Source organism: Pseudomonas sp. SWRI92, assembly GCF_014268685.1.
Taxonomy (GTDB): domain Bacteria; phylum Pseudomonadota; class Gammaproteobacteria; order Pseudomonadales; family Pseudomonadaceae; genus Aquipseudomonas; species Aquipseudomonas marvdashtae.
In genome coordinates this window covers 313,646-338,770 of the sequence record NZ_JABWQY010000001.1, presented here as the reverse complement: position 1 = coordinate 338,770, position 25,125 = coordinate 313,646, and the positions used below count along the sequence as shown (strand labels likewise).

The following is a 25,125-nucleotide window of genomic DNA, read 5'->3' as shown; positions in this document are numbered from 1 at the left end:
CCGTCATCAATAAGCAGACTATAAGAATTGAGAAAAGCCCAATGAGCGCCTCTTTACCCTACGAGCAATGGCTCGCCCATATCCGTAAACACTCAACGTTTTATAACACTCAAACAAGCCACCTCCCCCTTGGGGAATGCGACTTGGAACAGTTGCCCATCGTCAACGTTGACGAATATTGGAGAGGCAGCCACGACTTGGATAACTGGCGGGTGCTGACCGATAAAGTGAAGGATGCATTGATCTTCAAGACCGGTGGCACGACCAGCCAAGGCAAACTGTCGGTTTACACCCACGCCGAGTGGCAACTGATGCTGGACTGCTTCGGTCACAGCCTCTCCGCCCAATTGGTCGCTGGGGACCGAATCGCGAACCTGTTTTTTTCCGGGGACCTGTACGCCAGCTTCCTGTTTATCCATGGCGCTCTGTGTCGGGTTGAGATCGCCATCACCGAATTCCCTTTCACCGGGTCAGTGGACCTTGCCCCATTGGCCGACGCCGTGACCCAACACACGATCAATGTGCTAGCCGGCGTACCGGCGCACCTACTGGCATTCGCCAGCCATATCAATGAACGGGGGCGAACGCTGCCGCAGATCACCACCGTGTTGTTTGGCGGCGAGAACCTGTTCGAGAGCCAGCTGCCGACATTGAAGCGTGCCTTTCCGAGCGCACGCTTCGCGTCGATCGGCTACGCCAGTGTCGACGCCGGCCTGGTGGGTGCCAGCACGCTTGATTGCGGCCTGGGCGAGCACCGCGTATTCGACGAGCTGACTCGGGTAGAGATCATCGATGATCTGAGCGGCGAGGTCATCCAGGCATGTGGGCGCACCGGAAACCTGGTGGTGACCAACCTCACCCGGACCTTGATGCCGATTATCAGATACCCGGTGGGTGACCAGGCCAGTTGGTGCGAACCTGCCGGCAGTCCACAGCGCAAGTTCGCCCTTCAGGGCCGCAGCACAGAGAGCCGTCGGGTGCGGGTTGGCGTAGTGTCGCTGTTTCCCGAGGAAATCAGCGAAATCATTCAGCGCACCGCAGGCAGTCTTCATTGGCAACTGGTGATCGAGCATATCCGGGGTCATGATCGCCTGTTACTCAGGTGGGTAGCCGACGTAGAAGCGAAGGTCTCCCAGACAAACTCCGACGCGTTGAAAGCCGCCTTGATCGAGCAGTATCCGGGCCTCGTTCAACTCAGCCTTGACATCCAGGCGTGCAACGCGCGGGAAATGGAACGCCATCCCCGCTCCGGCAAGCACCTGACGATCATCGATCGTCGGGCCTACGGCCCGCTGACCGCGGGGGACCTCGCATGAACCAGACGCTCATAAGGCCCTTCAGGCCCACCGACAGCGCCAGTGCCTGCGAGTTGTTCCGCCAGGTGTACGGCGATCATTACGTTTCGCCAGACGTTTACATGCCCCACATGATTTGCCAGCACAACCAACAGAAGCGCTGGCAATCGTTGGTCGCCGTGATCGGCGACCGCGTGGTCGGGCATGCCGCGCTGTGCCGCCCGGCAGGTTCGGCCGAGGAGGCGGAGCTGGCGCTGGTAGCGGTGGAGCCTGGCCTGCAGGGCGGGCAGATCGCTACGCGGCTCGGCCAACAGTTAGTGGACCGATGCCCTGACCTGGGCCTCACCCGGCTGTCGATCAAACAAGTCACCAGCCATCCTTACAGCCAGCAACTGGCACAACGCCTCGGTTTTCATGACACCGGTTTGCTGCCGGACTATGTCCCTTCTCCGTTCGCCACGGGGCAAGCCGAAACCATTGTGGTCGGCTGCCAAACGATAAGCTCCGCTCATCGCCCCTTGCCGTCTATTCAATGGCCCTCGCAACATCGATGGTTGCTAGAGCCCCTGGCGGTGCAATTCGGAACCACCCACGACAAGCCCCCAGCGGGGATACACCCTTTGCAACTCAGGCATCTGCCGGGACGCGTCGACGTCGTGGCCGAGCGTATGGATGCCTGCCTCGTCGGGCAGTTGCGGCGCTTGCCGATCCACTGGCCGCTTTCGGTACGCCTCGGCCTCGGCGAGCACTTCGGCACCGACTACCGCCTGTTGATGGGCGCCGGCCTCATCTTCGCCGGCATCATTCCCGCCGAGTCCGCGCCAGGCTGGCAAGCCCTGTTCCATCGGGTCGCCCAGGCGCGCCAGCTCACCCTGCATTCGACGCCCATGCAACGGCTTCATGATGAACTGCAGGCTCATGCCCTGGCCTGGAGGAACGCGCAGGCCAGCTCGGCGGCCTGATGGGCGGGCGTGTCCGCTGCTCAAGCTGCCGCGAAACAGGCCGATAAGCAGGCATGCCCATTCCACTTGTTTCCGAAAGACGCCTTCGTGCAAGGAACACCCACATGCCCTCATTGCGCACCATTCAGGCCCGCTACACGCTATTTCTGATTGTCTTCATGCTGGTATTGTCCATCCTCACCGTGCTGGGCATCAGCTATCTGGTCGCACCCAAGCTGCGCCACACCGAGGAGCAAGTGGCACTGAACCGCATTGCCGAGGTCGCCGAACAGATCCAAGGCGAACTGAACAAGGTACAGGCGCAACAACGCAGCATCACCCAGACCATCCCGCTGCTCGACAGCGATGCCATCGACAAGGTATTGCCGGGCCTGGTGGACCAGTACGGCGAGCTGAAAGTCTTCGGCGGCGGGATATGGCCATTGCCCAACCAGCGCGCAGAGGGCCGCAGCAAATTCAGCACTTTCTGGCACCGTGACGCCTCCGGCAAGCTGGCAGTCAATACGTTCTGGAACAGCGACGCCGCGCCGAACTATTACGAACAACCGTGGCACAAGGGTGGCATGGCCACTCCGCCGGGCAAATGCGCCTGGGCGGCAGCCTACAAGGACGACGCCAGCGCCGAGCCTCGCACCAACTGCGCCATGGCGATCCAAAAGAATGGAGCGCCTTATGGCGTCTCCACCATTGACGTGACCTTGGGGTTTTTCAACGACCTGATTGCACGCAAGGAAGCCGAACTGAGCGCCGAGATGCTGATCGTCGAAGGCGACGGCAAGATCATCAGCAACAGCTCGCGGATCAGCGGCCCGATCGTGCTGAAGAACATCAGCGAACTGGCGGCGGATTCACCCTTCGCCGCCCAGGTCAAGGCTGGCCTGGCCCACCGCGACCAACCGTTGCAGCGCGTCGAGTTCGACAACAAAGGCGAAGCCAGCACGTTCTTCATGCGGCCGATCGAAGGCTCGCCGTGGTTCCTCGCCACCGCATTGCCGACCCGCCTGATCACTGCCCAACGTGACGACGTATTAAACACCCTGAGCCTGCTTCAGATTCCGATGGTGATCCTGCTGGTACTGATGCAGCTGTATGCAATCCGCCAGTTGACCCACCGCATGAAAATCCTCAAGGGCAACATCGATGCGCTGTCGACCGGCGACGCCGACCTGACCCGCCGCATCACCATCCGTGCCGACGACGAACTCGGCGCCATCGGCCATTCGGTCAACAAGTTCATTGCCTATCTGCAGGACATGATCGGCGAAGTCACCCAGGCCACCGGCGCCATGGCTTCGAGCCTGGACAACCTGCAGCGGACTTCGGCCCACACCAGCGAAATCCTCATGCGCCATGCCTCGGAAACCGACCAGACGGTGACCGCCATTACTGAAATGAGCTCCACGGCTGAAAGCGTGGCGCAGAACGCCGCCGAGACGGCCGCGTTCACCCAGCGCGCCAACGAGCATGCCGATCGCTCCCGGGTTGTGGTCGGTGAGGCGTCGAACAGCGTCGTGGCGTTGATCGACGAAGTGGCCAGCGCCACCCGCAAGGTGGAAAGCATGCAACAGGACGCGCAACGCATCACCGAGATCCTCGGCGTGATCGGGGCCATCGCCGGGCAAACCAACCTGTTGGCTCTTAACGCCGCCATCGAAGCCGCCCGGGCCGGTGAACAAGGCCGTGGCTTCGCGGTGGTGGCCGACGAAGTTCGCGCCCTCGCCGCCCGGACCCAGGCCAGTACCTCGGAAATCAACGAGATGCTCACCCGTCTGACCCAAGGCGTCAGTTCGTCGGTCGCGGCCATGGAAAACACCCAGGCCAGTTGCCAATCGGCCGCCGACGCCACCTCAAGGGTCAACTCCGGGCTGGACGAAATGGCCGGCTCCGTCAGCCAGATCAACAGCCTGAGCACCCAGATCGCCACCGCCGCCGAACAACAGAGCGCGGTGACCGAGGAAATCAACCGCAGCATGGTGCAGATCCGCCACATGGTCGAAGAACTGGTGGAAAGCGGCCTCGCCAGCGAGAACAACACTCGGCAACTGCTGGATGCCAATAGTCGGGTGAATGCGATTATGGGGCGGTTCAAGGTTCGGTGAGGCAATAGGTGCAGTAAATTCAATGTGGTGAAGGAGTTCTCTCCTTCACCACATTGATCAGTTGCAATCCGAGACTCATGCCCGTTTGGCGAAACGCTGCGTTGGTAAATAGATGCGTCCCCCTTTTTACCCCTTTCCCATCCCCGAGCTTGTTGGGAAGTGGGTCGCTACGCCTGGAAGCCGAAGACAGCGGCGCTTCCTTCCCAGGCGCCTGCTACAACGATGCGTCGAGCAGCGTCTTGTATGACCAGACCCCAGCATTGTCCGTCCGGTCCCAGGATGAATCCTGTGCCACCGATATCTTTGTCCAGAGTGCCGTCCGGATGGAGTCGCCCAAAGAAAATCTTGGTACTGCCACCTTGCGGAACATTTCTGCCAGCCGCGACAATCTTGCCATCCGGCTGCAAGCCCGCAGCCTCCCATAAACCGCCCCATGGTTGCGACGGTGGGCTGACGATGACCGGAAGTCCACCGTGAAAGGCACTATTGGGACCGCCGTTGATATCAAACCGCATCAAAAGGCCGCCCGCCGCTCCTTCTCTGAAGATACGTCCCGAGCAGACAAGCTTGCCGTCCTCATCTTGGATCACCTGGTTAAGCGCATAACTTGCGCCTTTGTCGCCAAACAGCACATAGCCAGCCTCACCGAATGTTAGGTCGTGCGCCCCCTCAGGAGTAAAGCGCACCAGGAGCATCCGATCGTAACTGGTTCCGTCTTCAGTTCGTTGAACAATGCCTCCAACAACAATTTTATCGTCGCGCTGAACTACAACGCATCTGAGCTGGTTATTCTCCCAACTGGGATGGTCTATCGTGATGACGCCGTTTTCCCCGAAGCTGCCATCCAGCGTGCCGTCTTGGTTCAGACGAACCAACAGCCCCTTGGAAGACTGCAATGTAGGAATATTGCGAAAATCGACGTTTTCTCGATCTGGTCGGGTGTAGTGCAAGCTTACGAGTACTTTGCCATCCCGCTGCAAGGCTCCACTGGGGTACCCGAGCCCAAGGCCATCGCTGGGTATGACGTCCAGGACGACTTTTCCACCGACTCCGAAGCTCGAGTCTGGATCGCCGTTCCTTTCGAAACGAGCAACCGCCGGCAGTCCCTCAAAGAACGAGGTTCGTAGGTCTCCCACCACCACGCTTTTGCCGTCGCGTTGCAAGAGTAACTTTGTTGGCCTGGAGTTTTCCTGTCCCCTGAAGTTTCCCACGACGTATCCGGCTCCGTTCTCGCCAAAGGTGGTGTCCGTCGCACCGTCCATCAGCGTTCGGTACAGCCGAAATTCATCTCCCTGCCAGGCCACATAGGTCAACCGTCGTTCGCCTTCGTCCCATGCAATCCCACTTACCCTGCCGGTGCGAAGGATCGGAACGACGACGCCGTTCACACCGAAGCCTGGATCGAGCTCACCCGGTTGACGAGTGGAACTGGTTCTGATTGTGCTGGCCATGTTTCTGTTCCTTCTCGTGAAAAGTGAACGAGTATTGGATCGCGCCTTGTCAGGGGGGGGCTACTGTCAGAACTTACAGGTACGGCAACTTACAGATGAATGGTCAGGGGAGGATCACCAGTCCTTCGAGCCTGACAATTCTGTAGTCCACCCTTCAGCCCCCCGTCAGGCGCTCGCCGCTAGTCTGTTATCCTCCCTTCCAAACTTCGTCCGCCACGAGATCGCCCCATGGCCAATCCCCTGCATCTGCTCGCCTTGAGCGCCCTGCTCATTTCCACCCTGGCCCAGGCCGCCGAACCCGTCACCATCGACGTCCATCGCGACGCCAATTGCGGTTGCTGCAAGAAGTGGATCTCCCATTTGCAAGATAACGGTTTCAAGGTCAACGACCACGTCGAGGCCGACATGAGTCCGGTCAAGCAGCGCCTGGGCGTAGCACCGAATCTGCGTTCGTGCCATACCGCCGTTATCAACGGCAAATTCGTCGAGGGCCACGTTCCGGCCGAGCAAGTGCTGGCATTGAGCAAACGCGACGACCTGCTTGGCGTGGCCGCGCCGGGCATGCCGATGGGCTCGCCGGGCATGGAAATGGACGGCATGAGCGACGCTTATCAAGTGATCGGCCTGAAAAAAGACGGCACGCAAACCGTAGTGGCGGACTATCCGGCCCACTGATGAGCGGGGCTTATATCGGGCTGTTCCTGGCGGCTTTTGGCGCGGCGACGCTGTTGCCGCTGCAATCGGAAGCGCTGTTGGTCGGTCTGGTGCTCAACGAGCGTCATGTCATCTGGCTGCTGTTGGCGGTCGCAACCCTTGGCAATGTCTTGGGTTCGCTGGTGAACTGGTGGCTGGGGACACGCCTGGAGCAATTCAACGATCGCCGCTGGTTTCCCGTCAGCCCGCCTCACCTGGACAAGGCCCGCCGCCATTACCAACGCTATGGGTATTGGACGCTGCTGCTCAGTTGGCTGCCGATCATCGGTGATCCCCTGACGTTGGTGGCGGGAGTGATGGGCGAGCCCTGGCGGCGCTTTCTGCTGATCGTGACCCTGGCCAAGGGCCTGCGTTATGGCGTGCTTGTTCTGGCGACTCTGGGCTGGATGGGTTGAACGTTCGGACGGCTCGGTTGCCTCTGGTTAATGTCGCCATAATCGAGCCGCTCCAGGATCGGCCGGTTGCCAAAAAGGAGATCGACCATGCCGCGTTCCACCGTCCGCTGGCTGCCCAGCCTGTTCCTGACCGCTGCCCTGCCGCTGCTCGCCCAGGCCGCGAATCCACCCGAAGGCCCGACCTACGGTCCGCAGCTGGAGGGCTTCGAGTATCCCTATACGCTCAAGCATTTCCCCATCCAGTCCCAAGGCAAGTCATTGCAGATGGGCTATATGGACGTGCCCGCCCAAGGCAAACCCAACGGCCGCAGCGTGGTGCTGATGCATGGCAAGAATTTCTGCGCGGCCACCTGGGGCGATTCGATCAAGGCCCTCAGTGAAGCAGGCTACCGGGTCATCGCGCCGGACCAGATTGGCTTCTGCACCTCTAGCAAGCCGGACCACTACCAATACAGCTTCCAGCAACTGGCGACCAACACTCAGGCGCTGCTCAAGGCCCTCGGCGTGCAAAAAGCCATCGTGATGGGCCACTCCACCGGCGGCATGCTTGCCACCCGTTACGCGTTGCAGTTTCCCGACCAGGTCGAGCGCCTGGCAATGGTCAACCCTATCGGCCTTGAAGACTGGAAAGCCCTCGGCGTGCCCTACCGCACCGTGGACCAGTGGTACGAACGCGAGCTGAAACTCAGCGCCGACGGCATTCGCACCTACGAACGCAATACCTATTACGGCGGACGCTGGAAACCGGAGTTCGACCGCTGGGTGGACATGCTCGCCGGTTTGAACAAAGGACCGGGGCATAAGCAAGTGGCGTGGAACTCAGCGCTGATCTACGACATGATCTTCACCCAGCCGGTCTACTACGAGTTCAAGGACCTGAAAGTCCCCACACTGCTGTTGATCGGCACGTCCGACACCACCGCCATCGGCAGTGACATCGCGCCGCCGGCCGTGAAAGCCAAGCTGGGCCGCTACGACGTACTGGGCAAGCAGGTCGCCGAACTGATTCCACAATCGACACTGGTAGAGTTCCCCAATCTGGGTCATGCGCCCCAAATGGAAGAGCCGGATCGGTTTCACAAGGCCCTGCTGGGCTGGCTGGACAAACCCATTCCCTGAAGAGGTGTTTCATGGCGGTGCAGATAGCAGTCATCGACGATTGGCAAAACGTCGCACGTGATGTGGTGGATTGGTCGGCGCTGGACAGCGTTGGCCAGGTCACGTTCCTCCACGACTACCCCGCCGACCCTGACACTCTCGTCGCGCGCTTGCAAGGTTTTGAGGTCATTTGCGTGATGCGCGAACGGACCCGTTTCGATGAAGCGCTGCTGCGCCGCCTGCCTGATCTCAAGCTGCTGCTGACCGGCGGCATGCGCAATGCCGCCCTTGACCTCAAGGCAGCGGCGGCGCTGGGCATCCAGGTGTGCGGCACCGACAGCTACAAGCATGCCGCGCCCGAACTGACCTGGGCATTGGTCATGGCGCTGAGCCGCAATCTTGTGGCGCAAGCCAACGCCCTGCGTGCCGGACTCTGGCAACAAGGCTTGGGCGGTGACTTGCATGGCAAGACGCTGGCAATCCTCGGCCTAGGCAGCATCGGCACACGGGTGGCGCGGTTCGGCCAGGTGTTCGGCATGCGCGTGATTGCCTGGAGCGAGAACCTGACCGCCGAACGGGCGGCTGAAATCGGCGTGACCTATGTGAGTAAACAAGCGCTCTTCGAACAGGCCGATATTCTCTCGATCCACCTGGTGCTCAGCGAACGTAGCCAAGGCCTGGTGGACGCCCAGGCCTTGGGTTGGATGAAGCCAGAGGCGCTGTTGATCAATACCGCTCGCGGGCCGATTGTCGACGAAGCAGCCTTGGTCGACGCACTCCGACACAAACGCCTGGCGGGTGCCGGCCTGGACGTTTTCGCCGAGGAGCCGCTGCCATCCGGCCATCCGTTCCGAACGTTGGACAATGTACTGGCGACGCCTCACGTCGGTTACGTCAGCCGACAGAACTATCAGCAGTTCTATGGCCAGATGATCGAGGATCTACAAGCCTGGGCAGCTGGCAAGCCAATCAGGATGCTGACCCCGGCCGGTTGAACGTCCCCCTTCATCAGGGAGCAAGCTCGCTCCCTGATGAAGCATGTGGATGCCCTCTTATAGGCCATCAAAACGCCTGTATCGAGCTCGCCCCTTAATGGTGCGGCGCGCTGTTGAAACGCGCACGCGATTGAATCGCCACTCCTCCCCTACGCCTTCAACATTTCAAACGAACTGCACTTCGTCGGCTCGTATTCCCCTTCCTCGTGTAAGACATTGCCGACAAGCGACGTGATTGTCGGACAATTCGACGAAGCGAACCGCACCGCTCTAGCTTCTGACCTAGACTGCCCGTCCGGGGGGAAAACCGACCGGTCATCAGAAGGAAAAAAAGTCGAAACTTTTCGCAACGGCGACGGGTCAGGTTAGAGGTAGGGCTACAACGGCTGGAGCATTCCTTGCAACGGTCCCCTCACCTGATTCGCTTCGCCGCATTGGGCAGCGCTTTGCTCTCCTTGCGTAGCGCTCGTGCGCCTGGCCGCAGGATTCGGCCAATGAAACAACAGCTCTGGCGCTTGCCGGAAACAGATCGAGAAAATAGGAGTTATTTATGATCAGTGCTGCCTTGGAACCACAGCAAGTCCGCTCTCAACTCCCGCCGGCGGCTGGGTCGCCGACGGCACCGGTGCTGGCCACCGGAGGCAAGGCACTGCTCCCTGTAGCCCGACAGAATCCCAATCGCAAGAAGATTTTGTTCGTCACCTCGGAAATTGCCGACCTGGTGAAGACCGGCGGCCTGGGCGACGTTTCTTCCGCCCTGCCGCGGGCCATGGCCGGTTTGCATGACGTTCGGGTACTGATTCCCGGCTACCCGCAGGTCATGAACAGCGGCAACCCGATCCACATCATTGGCGAACTGGGCGGCCATGCGGCGCTGCCGCCGTGCAAGATCGGTCGCATGGACATGGCCGACGGCTTGGTGATTTACGTACTGATCTGTCCCGAACTGTATGCCCGCGAAGGGTCTCCCTACGGCGCCAACAATGGGCGCGACTGGCCCGACAACCATATACGCTTCGCCCGCCTGGGCCTGGCCGCGGCGGACATCGCTGCCAATCTTGCGCAGATCCACTGGTGTCCTGACCTGGTCCACGCCCATGACTGGCCAGCCGGACTTGCGCCAGCCTATATGCACTGGCGCGGTCAACGGACGCCTACCCTGTTTACCATCCATAACCTGGCGTACCAGGGCGTCGTCAGCCTGGCGTCCTGCCCTGAACTGGGCATCCCGGAGCATGCGCTGCAACAGGAAGGCATGGAGTTCTACGGCAAGTTGTCGTTCCTGAAAGCCGGCATGGCCTATTCCAGCCACATCACGACGGTCAGCGCCACCTACGCCCAGGAAATAACTACGCCGGAGTTCGGTTGCGGGCTCGATGGGTTCCTTGCCGCCAAGACCCAGCAAGGCCTGCTCAGCGGCATTCCCAACGGCATTGATGAGAGCTGGGACGCAGCCACCGACACTCATCTGCAGCGCCAGTTCTCCATCGGCGACTGGGACGGCAAGGCTGCCAACGCCGCCCATGTACGCAACCTGTTCGGCCTGGACGACTCCAGCGGCCCGCTGTTCGCCGTGGTGTCGCGCCTGGTTTACCAGAAAGGCCTGGACCTCACCGAAGCCGTTGCCGAATTCATCGTCGAGTCCGGCGGGCAGATTGCAATCATCGGCCGCGGCGAACCGGAAGAAGAACAAGCCATGCGCGAACTGGCGCTGCGCTTCCCTGGACGCATCGGCGTGCGCATCGGCTTCAACGAAACCGACGCTCGGCGGATGTTCGCCGGCAGCGACTTCCTGCTCATGCCGTCGCGCTACGAGCCCTGCGGCTTGAGCCAGATGTATGCCCAGCGCTTTGGCTCGCTTCCGGTGGCACGCAATACCGGCGGGCTCGCGGACACGATCGAGGACGGCGTTACCGGCTTCCTGTTCGATGAATCCACCGTGGAGAGCTACAAACTGGCCTTGAGCCGGGCTTTCAAGGTGTTCGAGTTCCCCGAACTGCTCAATGCCATGCGCTGCCGGGCGATGTCGGCCCCCTTCAACTGGTGCAAAGCCGTGGAACCCTACGCCGAACTCTATGAACAACTGGTAGCTAAATCGCTAGGAAAATCGGCCAGACAATGAGGTAACCGATGCCGTCAAGGACGCCTGAAACCTGGACCCACGGTGCGGTCTTGCTTGATCCCGAGCACACCCGTTTTGCCCTGTGGGCCCCTGATGCCTTTTATGTCAGCGTCGAAATCGACACTGGCGAATCCATACCGATGCTGCCCCAGGCCAATGGCTGGTTCATGATCCAGGCCCGTTGCCCCGCCGGCACTCGTTACCGCTTCAATATCGATGGAGAGCTGGAGGTGCCCGATCCGGCCTCCCGAGCCCAGGACGGTGATATTGACCGCCACAGCGTGGTGGTCGACCCCCACGCTTATCAATGGCGACACACCAGTTGGTCCGGTCGCCCTTGGTACGACGCTGTCATCTACGAGCTGCACGTCGGCGCGCTCGGCGGTTTTGAAGGCGTCGAACAACAGCTGGCACGCCTCGCCGGGCTTGGCGTCACCGCTATCGAACTGATGCCGCTGTCGCAGTTTCCCGGCGATCGCAACTGGGGTTACGACGGCGTACTGCCCTACGCCCCCCAGGCTTCCTACGGCACGCCGGACCAGCTCAAGCACCTGATCGACAGCGCCCACGGCCACGGCTTGGCGGTCATCGTCGATGTGGTCTACAACCACTTTGGCCCTGATGGCAATTATCTGCATCGCTACGCCAAGGGTTTCTTTCGCGAAGACAAACACACGCCCTGGGGCGCGGCGATCGATTTTCGCCGGCGCGAGGTGCGCGACTACTTCATCGAAAACGCGCTGATGTGGCTGCTGGAATACCGTTTCGATGGCCTGCGCCTGGACGCCGTGCACGCGATCGAAGACCCGGACTTCCTGCAAGAGTTGGCCGCCGAGGTACGCCAGCAGGTGGACCCGACGCGGTACGTCTGGTTGACCGTCGAGAACGAACACAACCAGGCCCGCCTCTTGGAAGAAGGCTACGACGCCCAGTGGAACGACGACGGGCATAACGCGTTGCACGTGCTGCTGACGGGCGAAACCGATGCCTACTACGCCGACTATGCCGAGCAAACGACGGAAAAACTCGCACGTTGCCTGAGCCAGGGTTTTGTTTTCCAAGGCCACACCAACCGCCACGGCGAAACCCGCGGCGAACCCAGCGGACATCTGCCGCCCAGCGCCTTTGTGCTGTTCCTTCAGAACCACGACCAGATCGGCAACCGGGCTCTCGGCGAACGCCTGCACCAACTCGCCCCGCCACAGGCGCTGCAAGCCGCAACAGCCTTGTTACTGCTGTCCCCCATGATTCCGTTGATGTTCATGGGCGACGAAGTCATCGCCGAACAACCGTTCCTGTTTTTCACCAGCCACCATGGCGAACTGGCGGAGCTGGTGCGTGAAGGCCGGCGCAATGAATTCAAGGCCTTCAGCGCCTTTGCCGATCCCCAGAAACGCGAGCGGATTCCCGACCCGAACGCCGCCAGCACCTTCGATGCATCACGGCCCAGCCTGGAAGCCCATCGACCGGAGCAACTGGCCAGCGAAGCGCTCTATCGCCGCTTGTTGAAAATCCGCCGCGAGGAAATCGTCCCGCGGTTGCCCGCCGCCCATGCCCTCGGCACCGATGTACTGGGACACGGCGCCGTGAGCGCGCGCTGGCAAATGGGCGACGGAAGTGTGTTGCGCATTGACTTGAACCTCAGCGCCCAGCCGGTCAAACACAGCGCACCGCAAGAGGCGCACATTCTTTTCGAACATCCACCGCAGGCCATGGGTCTGTTGCAACAAGGGGTACTCACGCCCTACAGCGCGCTGGTCAGTCTGACGCAAGCGACAACCTTGCCCAACATCACTGGAGAGCGCCTATGAGCGATGCGCAACTTGAAATTCTCGCGGGTCGAGCGGGTCTGGCAGTCGATTGGATCGACGCCAACGGCCGTGCGCAGAAAGTCTCACCGGCGGTATTGCGCTCGGTCCTCACCGGCCTGGGCCATCCCGCCGGCAGTGCCCAGGAAATCGACGCCAGCCTGCTGCAACTGCAAGAAGATCAACAGAATCATCGCCTGCCCCCGCTGATGACGGCGGACGCAGGCGTGAACGTCGACCTGCGTCGTTATTTCGAGCCCGCCACGCCTTGCGAGATCCAGCTCGAGGATGGCGCGACGTTGAACCTGAAGCTCGATGCCGATGCCGCCCTGCCGGGGATCGTTCCGGTGGGCTATCAGCACGTCAGTATCCAAGGCCAGCATTTCACTCTGGCCGTGGCACCCGCTCGCTGCTATAGCGTCGCCGATGCCGTGGACGATCCGGCACCCAGGGCCTGGGGCTTGAGCGCGCAGCTGTATTCGCTACGCCGCCCTGGCGACGGCGGCTTCGGCGACACCCAGGCCTTGGAAGAACTGGCGCGGGTGGCCGGCGAACGGGGTGCCGATGCCTTGGCCATCAGCCCGATGCACGCCATGTTCAGCAGCGACACCGGACGCTACAGCCCCTACTCACCGTCCAGCCGATTGTTCCTCAACAGCCTGTACGCCGCGCCCGGGACCATCCTGGGCGAGCGTGCGCTGCGCACCGCCATCGACGCCACGGGCTTGACCAGCCAACTGCGCAGCCTTGAAGACCAGCCGCTGATCGATTGGCCAGTCGCCGCCGAGGCCAAGCAGAGAGTTCTTCGTGCCTTGTACGACGGTTTCAGTCAGGGCGAACATCCGTTGCATGAGGATTTCAGCAGCTTTCGCCACAGCAGCGGCGAAGCCCTGGAAAATCACTGTCGTTTCGAAGCGCTCCAGGCCGAACGCGCAGCGCGAGGTGAAAGCCTCGACTGGCGGCAATGGCCCGAAGAATGGCGCGACCCACGCAGTGCGGCGATAGCCCGTTTCGCCGAAGAGAACGCCGACGAAATCGGCTTCCATGCCTTCTGCCAATGGCTGATCGCCCGCTGTCTCGAGCGTGCCCAGAGCGCCGCCAAATCCAGCGGGATGAGCATCGGCCTGATTGCCGACCTCGCGGTGGGCGCCGATGGCGGCGGCAGCCAGGCCTGGAGTCGGCAGGACGAACTGCTCGCCTCGCTGACCGTTGGCGCACCGCCCGACATCCTCAACCGTTCAGGCCAGGGCTGGGGCATTTCCGCGTTCTCCCCGGAAGGGCTGGTTCGCAACGGCTTTCGCGCTTTCATCGAAATGCTCCGGGCCAATTTCGCCCATGCCGGCGGCTTGCGCATCGATCACATCATGGGCCTGCAACGCTTATGGGTGATCCCCAACGATGCCCCGCCCACCGACGGCGCTTACCTTTACTACCCGATCGATGACCTGCTGCGGCTGCTGGCCCTCGAATCCCATCGTCACCGGGCCATCGTGCTCGGCGAGGACCTTGGCACCGTGCCCGATGGCCTGCGGGAAAAACTTGCTGCGCGTTCCATCCTCGGCATGCGCGTGCTGCTGTTCGAACAGGACAACGCCCACTTCAAGCCTATCCTCGATTGGCCGGACGATGCCTTGGCCACGACCAGTACCCATGATCTGCCAACCCTCAACGGTTGGTGGCATGGCCATGACATCGACTGGAACGCGCGACTGGAGCTGATCGACTCCCATACAGAGATGGACTGGCGAAAACACCGCGAGCGCGAGCGCGACGGACTGCGCAACGCGCTGGACCAGGACCCGCAGAACTTTCGCGAAGAACACCGTGAAACCGACCAGGTGCTGGACGCCAGCGTGCGCTTCCTTGGCCATACCCGTGCGCCGCTGGTGTTGCTGCCTTTGGAGGATGCCCTGGGCATCGACGAGCAGGCCAACCTGCCAGGCACCACCGACACTCACCCCAACTGGCGGCGCCGCCTGGCTTTGGAGAGCCGAGTGCTGCTGGACGACCCGGACGCCGCTCGGCGTCTGGAAATACTCGCCTGCGCGAGACTTCAGGCGAACGAGCGTGACCGATGAACCAGACATTGACTCCACCACTGCGGGCCACCCTGCGCCTGCAGTTTCACAAAGGCTTCACCCTGGACGATGCCATACCGCAAGTGCCTTACTTCGCGTCACTGGGCATCAGCCACATCTACGCTTCACCGTTGCTGAAGGCACGGGCCGGGTCCATGCACGGCTACGACGTGGTCGACCCGACCCAGGTCAACCCGGAGCTGGGCGGCGAGGCCGCGCTCAAACGCTTGGTCGCGACTTTACGCGACCATCGGATGGGCCTGATCCTCGACATCGTCTCCAACCATATGGCCGTCGGCGGCAACGACAATCCCTGGTGGCTGGACCTGCTGGAATGGGGGCGCCTGAGTCCCTATGGTGAGTTCTTCGACATCCAGTGGCATTCCCCCGACCCACTGATGTCAGGCCAGTTGCTTCTTCCCTTCCTCGGCAGCGACTACGGCGTGGCGTTGCAAGAAGGCACCTTGAAGTTGCACTTCGATGCCACGCAAGGCAGCTTCCAGGTCGAACATTACGAGCATCGCTTCCCCATCTGCCCGATGCAGTACGGTGAGCTGCTCAAACCCTCGGACGACGTGCCCGCCGAACATGTCGACGCACTCAAGGCCCTGGGCGAGCGCTTCACCACACTGAACTATCAGAACGACGCCCACTCTCTCGCCCGTCCTTTGCAATTGGAACTGCGAGACCTGGCCGCGCAGCCGGCGATCCTGAACGCCATTGAGGACAACCTGCGCGGCTACGATTCCACTGGACCGGAAGGTTTCGAACGCCTGCATCGGCTGCTGGAGCGCCAGAGCTACCGGCTCGCGAGTTGGCGCACAGCCGCCGACGACATCAATTGGCGGCGTTTTTTCGACGTCAACGAGCTGGGCGGCCTGCGCGTCGAACGGCCTGCGGTGTTCGAAGCGACCCATGCAAAAATCTTCGAGCTGATTGCCGATGGGCTGGTGGACGGCCTGCGCATCGATCACATCGACGGCCTGGCCGACCCTCGTGGTTATTGCCGCAAACTGCGCCGCCGCGTCGACTCGCTTGCACCCTCGCGGCACCTGCCGATTTTCGTCGAGAAGATCCTCGGCGATGGCGAAACCCTGCGCCGGGATTGGAACATCGATGGCAGCACGGGTTATGAGTTCATGAACCAGATCTCGCTGCTGCAACACGCCCCCGTGGGCGCCGAGCCCCTTGCGGAGTTCTGGAGCCGGCACACTGAACGCCCCGCGCATTTCATCGAAGAAGCGCGCCTGGCCCGCCAGCAGATTCTCAACGGCTCCCTGGCCGGGGATTTCGAAAGCGTCGCCCAAGCCCTGTTGCAAGTTGCGCGGGACGACGTGATGACCCGGGACCTGACCCTGGGCGCGATACGTCGGGCATTGCAGGAACTGATCGTGCATTTCCCGGTGTACCGCACCTACATCAGTCCTCTCGGCCGCTCGGCCGAAGACGAAGTGTTTTTCCAGAAAGCCGTGGAAGGCGCTCGACAAACCCTCAGCGAAGCCGACTGGCCGGTCCTCGATTACCTGGCCAATTGGCTCGGCGGCATGCCTTGGCGCCAACGCCCTCGCGGCGGCGAACGCAAACGGTTGCGCCACGCCTGCGTGCGTTTCCAGCAACTGACCTCACCGGCCGCCGCCAAGGCTGTGGAAGACACCGCGCTCTATCGCTCGGCGGTGCTGCTGTCGCGCAACGACGTGGGCTACAACACTGAACGGTTCAGCGCCCCGGCCGAGGATTTCCACAACGCCTGCATCGAGCGTATGCAGCACTTTCCCGATAACCTGATCACCACGGCCACCCATGACCACAAGCGTGGTGAAGACACCAGGGCCCGACTGGCAGTCATCAGCGAACGCACCGATTGGTACACCACGTGCGTGGAGCAATGGCGCATTCTCTCGCCGTCCCTGCACAGCGATCCCGCGGCCCCTTCGGCCGGTGACGAGCTGATTCTCTACCAGGCGCTGCTCGGCAGTTGGCCGCTGAACCTCGACCTGCAAGATCACAAGGCGCTGGCCGACTACGCCGAACGCCTGTGGCAATGGCAGCGCAAGGCCTTGCGCGAGGCGAAGTTGCAAAGCAGTTGGGCGGCCGTGAATGACGCCTATGAGCAGGCGACCCAGATGTTCCTCGAACGGCTGCTGCTGTGCGACGAGGGCTTGCCTTTGCGCTCTGCCATCGCCGAGGCGGTGCAGACCATCGCTCCGGCCGGCGCGCTGAATAGCTTGGCGCAAACCTTGCTGCGCATGACCGTGCCCGGCGTACCGGATCTGTACCAGGGCAACGAGTTCTGGGATTTCAGCCTGGTGGACCCGGACAACCGTCGCCCGGTGGATTTCGAGGCGCGCCGCCAAGGCATGCATGCCGACAACGCACCCGACGAGCTGATACACAACTGGCGCGACGGGCGCGTCAAGCAGGCGCTGATCGCGCGGACGCTGGCCTTGCGGTCCGAGTATCCGCAACTGTTCGGCCAAGGCAGCTACCAGCCGCTTGCGGTGCTCGGCAAACACGCCTCACAGGTACTGGCTTTCATGCGTGAATACCAGCAGCAACGGGCAGTCGTCGTGGTGCCGATTCACGCGGCCAGCCTGCTGGAAAACGGTGCCCTGCCCCACGTGGCTGCATCGGACTGGGGCGACACACGCGTGTCGTTACCGTTTGCCGCCAAGGATGAAAAACTGAAGGGACTTTTTGCAAGCGCAGCAGTCACACCCCAAAGGAAGCTGATGGTCAGCGCCGCACTGGGGGATTTCCCGGTCAATGTCTTTATTGAATCTTGAGTCAAAGTCAGGAGCACTGCGATGAGTACCGACGATAAACGCATTCGTGAATTCGCCTACCAGATCTGGGAGTCGGAAGGTAAGCCCGCCGGGCAGGAAAAACGTCATTGGGAAATGGCCCGCAAGCTGGCCGAAGCCGAGGCCTTGGCGCCAAGCAAACCAGCGAAGGCAGCCAGCAAGACCGCCGCCGGCAAGACTGACGGCACCAAGCCGGCAACCGTCAAGAGCGCCACCGCCAAGACGGTCACCAAGAACACCACGCCCAAAGCCAAGCCAGCGGCAAAACCGTCGCCGGCAGCGGCCGCAGTGGTTCCGCCTGCCGAAAAGGCCGCCGCGAAAAAGCCCCGAGCGACGCGCAAGCCACCGGCGGTCTGACCTCCCGAACTCGTCGGTCTCAAGCCAGTGCTCCTTTTAGCGAAGGGGCCTGCTTGTGGCGCGGAAGTTTATCTGCGCGCCACAAGCGCAAGGCACGCAGTCCTGCGTGCACCGCATCACCGTATCCGTCTTCTGCAGGAGCAACTATGACCCGTCCAAACAAAACCACGCCGCCGCCCGTTATCGAGGCTTCGCGGATTCGTGAGGGGCTGCCGTTTCCGCTCGGCGCGACCTGGGATGGCCTCGGGGTCAATTTCGCGTTGTTCTCAGCCAACGCCACCAAGGTCGAACTGTGCATCTTCGATGACACCGGCGAGGTCGAACTCGAGCGTATCGAGCTGCCGGAATACACCGATGAGATTTACCACGGCTATCTGCCCGATGCCCATCCGGGCATGATCTATGGCTATCGGGTCCATGGTCCATACGATCCGGAGAACGGCCATCGCTTCAACCCCAACAAATTGCTGATCGACCCGTACGCCAAACAATTGGTCGGGGAGCTTAAGTGGTCCGAGGCGCTGTTTGGCTACACCATTGGCCACCCCGACGGCGACCTCAGTTTCGATGAACGAGACAGCGCGCCCTTCGTACCAAAGTGCAAAGTCATCGACCCGGCGCATACCTGGGGGCACGACCATCGGGTCAGCGTGCCGTGGGACAAGACCATCCTCTACGAAACCCATGTGCGCGGCATCACCATGCGCCATCCCTCGGTGCCTGAGAACCTGCGTGGCACGTTCGGCGGCCTGATGGTCGATGATGTGCTTGAACACATACGCAAGCTGGGCGTTTCCTCGGTGGAGTTGATGCCTATCCATGCCTTCGTCAACGACCAGCACCTGCTGCACAAGGGCATGACCAACTACTGGGGCTACAACAGCATTGCCTTCTTCGCCCCGGACCCGCGCTACCTGGCCAGCGGCAAGATCGCCGAATTCAAGGAAATGGTCGCGCACATGCACGAGGCCAACCTGGAAGTCATTCTGGACGTGGTCTACAACCACACCGCCGAAGGCAACGAACAGGGCCCGACCCTGTCCATGCGCGGCATCGACAACGCTTCGTACTACCGGCTGATGCCCGACGACAAACGCTACTACATCAACGACTCCGGCACCGGCAACACCCTGGACCTGAGCCATCCCTGCGTCCTGCAGATGGTCACCGATTCCCTGCGCTATTGGGCCACGGAAATGCACGTGGACGGGTTCCGCTTCGACCTGGCGACTATCTTGGGCCGATATCACGACGGCTTCGACGAACGCCACAGTTTCCTCGTCGCCTGTCGGCAGGACCCGGTATTGCGCCAGGTAAAAATGATCGCCGAACCGTGGGACTGTGGCCCCGGTGGCTATCAGGTGGGAGGCTTCCCGCCTGGCTGGGCCGAGTGGAACGACAAGTTCCGCGACACCGTGCGCGCCTTCTGGAAAGGCGATGACGGCCAGCTCGCCGACTTCGCCAGCCGCATGACCGCTTCGGGCGAAATGTTCAACCAGCGCGGTCGTCGTCCTTATGCCTCAGTGAATTTCGTGACTGCCCACGACGGGTTTACCCTGCATGACCTGGTGTCATACAACGACAAGCACAACGAAGCCAACGATGAAAACAACCAGGACGGCAGCAACAACAATCTGTCCTGGAACCACGGCGTAGAAGGTCCGACGGACGATCCGGAGATCAATGCATTGCGCCATCGGCAGATGCGCAACTTCTTCGCGACTCTGCTGTTGGCCCAAGGCACGCCGATGATCGTCGCTGGCGACGAATTCGCTCGTACTCAACACGGCAACAACAACGCCTATTGCCAGGACAGCGAGATCGGCTGGGTCAATTGGGACCTGAGCGAGGATGGCGAGGCGTTGCTCAAGTTCGTCAAGCGCTTGATCAAGTTGCGCCTGTCTTACCCGATCCTGCGGCGCGGACGATTCCTGGTGGGCAATTACAACGAGGACATCGGCGTCAAGGACGTCACCTGGCTGGCCCCGGACGGCAGCGAGATGACCGTTGAACAGTGGCAAGACGGCCAAGGGCGCTGCCTGGGCATGTTGATGGACGGACGCGCCCAGGAAACCGGCATCCGTCGCAAGGGTGCAGACGCGACGTTGCTGCTGGTGGTCAATGCCCATCATGACATCGTCAACTTCCGCCTGCCGGAAGTGCCCGAAGGCAGTTTCTGGACGTGCATGGTGGACACCAACCAGCCGGCTGTACGCGGGCAGGAGCGTTTCGATTTCGAGTCGGAATACTCTGTCACCGGGCGCTCGTTGCTGTTGTTCGAACTTCAACGTGAAGAAGAGGATTGAGGTCGGCTCAAACCCCTTGCAGAGGGAGAGGACCGCAAGGACGCGCTCCTCTACCGCGCACAATGCAGCTAGAATAGAAATAACTGTTCAGATACACATTCCGACGCGACGAAACCGCCCGCATGGTCAATACTTCGCGTGCGGTAGATTCCAGGACTGGAAGCATCGCGAATCACAGCCAGGTCCTTACGGACCACACCGGGCGGCAGGCCCGATGCATGGCTGCAAGATTGGACACGACAAGGACGTACCTCATGAAACCCGCCTCTCGCTTGCAAGGCCGGCATCACCCCCAGATATGGAACAGCGCGCCGCAACTGGCCGACATTCCCATCATCAGTACCCAGACCCTCATTCCCCAAGGCGCCCGCGCGGTCATCCTCGCCCCGCACCCTGGCGATGAAGTGGGCGCCTGTGGCGGGCTGCTCCAGTTGTTGAGCAACCTGGACCAACCCATGTTGTTGATCTCAGTCACCGACGGCAGTCTCAGCCACCCCGGCTCGCCATTGTGGTCCGATGAACGACTGCGCACGTTCCGTCCGCATCCCCAGGAAAGCGTGGACGCCCTGCATCGCCTGGGCGTGCCTTCCCATGGCCTGCAATGGGTACGTGCCGGCTTCCCGGAAAAAAGCCTGGACGAGCATGAAGCGCAGCTCACCGCATTCATCAGCCATCACCTGCGGCCAGGCGACGTAGTCTTCGGCACTTGGCGCCTGGATGGCGACAGCGATCACGACACTGTCGGCCGCGCCGGAGCCTTGGCCGCGGAAGAGATCGGGGCGGTGTTCAACGAAGTGCCCGTGTGGGCCTGGCATTGGCCGGTTCGCGAACAGAACAAGATACCCTGGCATCGGGCTCGCAAGTTGCGCCTGGACGTCTGGACCACTGCGCGCAAGCGCCACGCCATGCACGCTTATGCCAGTCAGCTCAGCGGTGAACCCGCCAGTGGCATTGCACCGCTGGTACCGCGGGTGATCCTTGAGCGCATGGGCATGCCGTATGAGATTGTTTTCATCTGATCGTTGAAATTTGCGGGACCTGACGCCCAAGTTGATCCCGCAGTTCCAGTCGCCCGTGATGCCATGCCACCCAGAATTCCGGAACTGCCGCAGCCGCCATCAGTCGCATGAACAGATACGTCTGACGCAGGAGTGAACGTGACTCGCGATCCCGACTGGCGGGCCGAGGAACCAGTGGCGCTGGAGATGCCAGCGGCGGTTCATCGGTTGCGCGTGCTGACAGTGAATACCCACAAGGGGTTTACCGCCCTCAACCGTCGTTTCATCTTGCCCGAACTGCGGGAAGCGGTGCGCAGTACAGGGGCCGACCTGGTTTTCCTGCAGGAAGTCCTTGGCGAACATGATCGACATGCCTCGCGCTATGACAATTGGCCGCAAACCTCACAATACGAATTCCTGGCCGACAGCATGTGGAGCGATTTTGCCTACGGGCGGAACGCGGTTTACCCCGACGGCCACCATGGCAACGCACTGCTTTCCAAATACCCTATCCGCCAGTTCCGCAATCTCGACGTGTCGATCACCGGTCCGGAGCGGCGTGGGTTGTTGCATTGTGTGCTGGACGTGCCAGGCCACGCCGAAGTCCATGGGATCTGCGTGCACCTGAGCCTGCTGGAAAGTCATCGCCAGCTGCAACTCAAGCTGCTCTGCAAGCTACTTGACTCGTTGCCCGACGACGCCCCGGTGATCATCGCCGGCGATTTCAACGATTGGCAATTGCGCGGCAACATCACGCTCGCTCGTCGTCAATACCTGCACGAAGCCTTCGAACACCATCACGGCCGCCCTGCTCGGACCTACCCCGCCCGTTTCCCGCTGCTACGCCTGGACCGCATCTATCTGCGCAACGCCACCAGCCACGCGCCGCAAATCCTCGGCAACAAGCCCTGGACACACCTGAGCGATCATCTGCCGCTGTCGGTGGAAGTGCATCTGTAATCGCGGATATCGGCAACGCGACCTGTAAGATCTGACAGTAGCGACGCTTTTCAATCGTTGCTAGCGTGCCTTGCATACAGCGAGCGTTGCCGGGTCCTGCGTGCCATTTGTCGTGCAACCACTGCTGGAAACCGGCACGCCAGGGATGCTGAAGCAGAGGGATAGCAGATGATTCGGCGCAATCAGGGCTTCAATCGGTTGTTGAGCGTTTTGTGGGTAGCGGCTCCGTTGCTGCTACCTGTGTCATCCACTATGGCAGCGTGCACACTGACGTCCACGGCAGGTGATGACACCAATGTCTGCGACAGCGGCACCAGTGCCGTCGGGCTTACGGATCTGTCGGGCAACAACAGCCTGACCGTCTCAGGCACTGGCCTTATCCAAGGCGATGTCGTTTTCGACAACGGAGTCGACCGAATCGAAATCAACGTCGGCGGTGTAATTGACGGGGACGTCGAGCAGGGCTCGGAAGCTGACGAATTCCTGATGAGCGGTGGCAGGATCCTGTCGATCTCCCAAGGCGATGGCCTCGATCAATTCACGATGACCGGCGGGACCATTGTCGATGCGTTCGAAGACGGCGACATCGCCAAGATGACCGGCGGCAGCATCGGCCGCGTCGACATGAAGCTCGACGACAACGTTTTCGACATGTCGGGCGGGCAGATCATCGGCAACCTCGTCGCCGGTTTTGGCAACGATACGATCATTCTGTCTGCCGGACGCATCGGTGGGAACGTCAGCGTCAGCGGTGGCCATGACAGCGTTACTGTCAGTGGCGGGGAAATTGGCGGCGAGGTCCGCACCAGCAACGGCAATGATCGATTCCAATGGAGTGGCGGCCTCATTCGCTCAGCAATCCTGATGGGCGACGGCAGTGACACCGCACTGTTGAACACACTCACCGAAGCGGGGCTTGGCCCTACACCCCGTGTCGACGGCGGGTTGGGCCAAGACGTTCTGGCATTCCAGGGCAGCACGTCCAGCACCGGTGCCCGTTACACGTTATGGGAAACGGTCAAGCTTGCTCAAGGCTCACGCCTGGACTTGGCCCATACACTGGTGCTAGGCGACAGCACTACCGGAACGGGGGTGCTTGAGATTGACAGCAGCAGCGTGCTGACATCGACCCAAGGCGCCATTGCACCGTTTACCGCTGGCCAGATGACCACTCTTAACAACTCCGGGGTGATTGACCTCGCCGGTGGCAACACCCGCACCGATGACACCCTCACGGTTCAAGGTAATTATGTGGGTAATGGCGGGCAATTGCGCCTGCAAACCGCCGTGGGGGCAGATGGCGCCGCCAGCGACAAGCTGGTGGTCAGTGGCGGCACGCTCACGGGCACCACCGCTATCAGCGTCACCAACCTTGGGGGCGCAGGCGGCCTGACCACCCAGGACGGCATCGAGCTGGTCCAGGCCCAGGGCGGAGCCGTCAGTGACAGCAGCGCTTTCTCACTGGCGCAATCGGTCTCGGCCGGTGCGTTCGATTATCGTCTGTTCAAGGGCGGCGTGTCCGGCAATGCCAGCAACTGGTATCTGCGCTCGACCGTCGTGGCAGGTCCGATCGCAGCGCCCAGCCCTACATTGCCCGCCCTGCCTGCCGCGGTACCGGGGGCCGCGCCGATTCCACTGTATCGCCCGGAAGTCCCCACCTGGTCAGTGTTGCCCCCCGCCGCGGCACAGCTGACCCTGATGGCCTTGGGCACGTTTCATGATCGTCAGGGCGACCAACGCCTGCTGACCGAAACCGGGGCGTTCGGCGCGGGCTGGGGCCGAGCCTACGGCAAGGAGCTCGACCAGACCTGGGCCGGGACGGTTGCGCCGCGGTTCGACGGCTCAATCAAAGGTTTCCAGGTAGGCAACGACCTCTATGCCGCGCCAACCTCTGGCGGCCAGACCCAGCGTATCGGGTTCTTTGTCGGTCATACCGAATTGAACGGCAACGTCGACGGTTTCAACCTGGGTTTCGAAGGCCGGCGCGCCGGTAAGGTCGGACTCGACGGCGACAGTTACGGGCTCTATTGGACCCTGATCGACCCCTCCGGCGGGTATGTCGATGCGGTAGTCATGGGCACGCGATTGAATGGCGACAGCCGCTCCGATCGCGGCGTCAAAATCGACAATCGCGGGCACGCCCTGACGCTGTCGGCGGAGGCCGGTTATCCGTTTGCCGTGGGGCACGACTGGGTGCTCGAACCCCAGGCGCAGATCATTCATCAGAAAATATCCCTGGACACCCAGGACGACGGTATCTCCAAGGTAGAGTTCGACTCCGACAGCGCCTGGACCGGTCGCCTGGGCGCGCGGCTCAAGGGTCGCTACCAGGTCAGCGGTATGCCGGTGGAGCCTTATCTGCGGGCCAATCTCTGGCACACCTTCTCCGGCACCGATACGGTGACATTCGACGACACGCAACGGATCGAGACCGAACAACGCGCTTCCACCGCCGATCTAGGCGCGGGCGTTATCGTCAGCCTGGCGCCTACCGTCAGTGCCTACGCCGGCGTGGACTACAGCAATAACATCGACAGCAACCAGCAACGCGGCATGGCCGGCAATATTGGCCTGCGGATCAGTTGGTAAATCCTGGTGATCTTTCGATAGAGGGGGCCGCGTCCAAACGAATGGCATGCCCATCGGCCCCTACCACTTAAAAAACACCTCCATTAAGGCGTATAAC

17 protein-coding genes are annotated in these 25,125 nt (G+C 61.5%); 16 read left to right on the top strand and 1 reads right to left on the bottom strand.

The features are described from left to right. Window positions 1-41: 41 nt before the first annotated feature. The 3 genes from HU762_RS01225 to HU762_RS01215 all read left to right on the top strand — a co-directional run bounded on the left by HU762_RS01225 (window position 42) and on the right by HU762_RS01215 (window position 4,356). Entirely contained in the window at window positions 42-1,316 is a 1,275-nt protein-coding gene (locus HU762_RS01225; RefSeq protein WP_186631786.1) for an AMP-binding protein, read from the top strand. Continuing rightward, window positions 1,313-2,257 (top strand): GNAT family N-acetyltransferase, encoded by a 945-nt coding sequence (locus HU762_RS01220; protein WP_186631783.1) that lies wholly within the window; start codon window positions 1,313-1,315, stop codon window positions 2,255-2,257. The genes HU762_RS01225 and HU762_RS01220 overlap by 4 nt, the downstream gene beginning before the upstream one ends. Before the next feature lie 104 nt (window positions 2,258-2,361). Then, complete coding sequence (locus HU762_RS01215) at window positions 2,362-4,356, top strand: methyl-accepting chemotaxis protein (protein ID WP_186631780.1); 1,995 nt, start codon at window positions 2,362-2,364, stop codon at window positions 4,354-4,356. Window positions 4,357-4,523: 167 nt separating this feature from the next. On the opposite strand, the gene HU762_RS01210 is transcribed toward HU762_RS01215, so the two are convergent. Next, complete coding sequence (locus HU762_RS01210; RefSeq protein WP_186631777.1) at window positions 4,524-5,807, bottom strand: hypothetical protein; 1,284 nt, start codon at window positions 5,805-5,807, stop codon at window positions 4,524-4,526. A 228-nt stretch (window positions 5,808-6,035) separates the two neighbouring features. Here HU762_RS01210 and HU762_RS01205 point away from each other — a divergent pair, with 228 nt between their 5' ends. The 13 genes from HU762_RS01205 (at window position 6,036) to HU762_RS01145 (ending at window position 25,028) form a co-directional block, all read left to right on the top strand. Continuing rightward, entirely contained in the window at window positions 6,036-6,482 is a 447-nt protein-coding gene (locus HU762_RS01205) for a DUF411 domain-containing protein (RefSeq protein ID WP_186631774.1), read from the top strand. Beyond that, window positions 6,482-6,916, top strand: coding sequence for a YqaA family protein (locus tag HU762_RS01200; protein WP_186631771.1), 435 nt, complete (start codon window positions 6,482-6,484; stop codon window positions 6,914-6,916). The genes HU762_RS01205 and HU762_RS01200 overlap by 1 nt, the downstream gene beginning before the upstream one ends. Before the next feature lie 87 nt (window positions 6,917-7,003). Next, window positions 7,004-8,035, top strand: a complete 1,032-nt coding sequence (locus tag HU762_RS01195; RefSeq protein ID WP_186631768.1) for an alpha/beta hydrolase — start codon at window positions 7,004-7,006, stop codon at window positions 8,033-8,035. 11 nt (window positions 8,036-8,046) lie between these two features. Beyond that, window positions 8,047-9,009, top strand: a complete 963-nt coding sequence (locus HU762_RS01190) for a D-2-hydroxyacid dehydrogenase family protein (RefSeq protein ID WP_186631765.1) — start codon at window positions 8,047-8,049, stop codon at window positions 9,007-9,009. A gap of 550 nt (window positions 9,010-9,559) precedes the next feature. Then, on the top strand, window positions 9,560-11,131 hold the full coding sequence (glgA, locus tag HU762_RS01185) for a glycogen synthase GlgA (protein ID WP_186631762.1): 1,572 nt from the start codon (window positions 9,560-9,562) through the stop codon (window positions 11,129-11,131). 8 nt (window positions 11,132-11,139) lie between these two features. Continuing rightward, window positions 11,140-12,942: a malto-oligosyltrehalose trehalohydrolase gene (gene treZ, locus HU762_RS01180; RefSeq protein ID WP_186631759.1), complete on the top strand. Its 1,803-nt coding sequence runs from the start codon at window positions 11,140-11,142 to the stop codon at window positions 12,940-12,942. Further along, window positions 12,939-15,017 (top strand): 4-alpha-glucanotransferase, encoded by a 2,079-nt coding sequence (malQ, locus tag HU762_RS01175; RefSeq protein ID WP_186631756.1) that lies wholly within the window; start codon window positions 12,939-12,941, stop codon window positions 15,015-15,017. Before treZ ends, malQ begins: the two co-directional genes overlap by 4 nt. Next, window positions 15,014-17,800 (top strand): malto-oligosyltrehalose synthase, encoded by a 2,787-nt coding sequence (locus HU762_RS01170; protein ID WP_186631753.1) that lies wholly within the window; start codon window positions 15,014-15,016, stop codon window positions 17,798-17,800. Before malQ ends, HU762_RS01170 begins: the two co-directional genes overlap by 4 nt. Before the next feature lie 21 nt (window positions 17,801-17,821). Beyond that, window positions 17,822-18,175 carry a DUF2934 domain-containing protein gene (locus HU762_RS01165; protein ID WP_186631750.1) on the top strand — a complete coding sequence of 118 codons (354 nt, stop codon included), beginning with the start codon at window positions 17,822-17,824 and terminating at the stop codon, window positions 18,173-18,175. Between the two features lie 146 nt (window positions 18,176-18,321). After that, window positions 18,322-20,481 (top strand): glycogen debranching protein GlgX, encoded by a 2,160-nt coding sequence (gene glgX, locus HU762_RS01160; RefSeq protein WP_186631747.1) that lies wholly within the window; start codon window positions 18,322-18,324, stop codon window positions 20,479-20,481. A 254-nt stretch (window positions 20,482-20,735) separates the two neighbouring features. Beyond that, window positions 20,736-21,500 (top strand): PIG-L family deacetylase, encoded by a 765-nt coding sequence (locus HU762_RS01155; protein WP_186631744.1) that lies wholly within the window; start codon window positions 20,736-20,738, stop codon window positions 21,498-21,500. 186 nt (window positions 21,501-21,686) lie between these two features. Beyond that, the gene (locus HU762_RS01150; protein WP_186632936.1) at window positions 21,687-22,439 is read left to right on the top strand and encodes an endonuclease/exonuclease/phosphatase family protein; all 753 of its coding nucleotides are present in this window, start codon (window positions 21,687-21,689) and stop codon (window positions 22,437-22,439) included. A gap of 168 nt (window positions 22,440-22,607) precedes the next feature. Continuing rightward, window positions 22,608-25,028: an autotransporter outer membrane beta-barrel domain-containing protein gene (locus HU762_RS01145; RefSeq protein ID WP_186631741.1), complete on the top strand. Its 2,421-nt coding sequence runs from the start codon at window positions 22,608-22,610 to the stop codon at window positions 25,026-25,028. The last annotated feature ends 97 nt before the right edge of the window (window positions 25,029-25,125 follow it).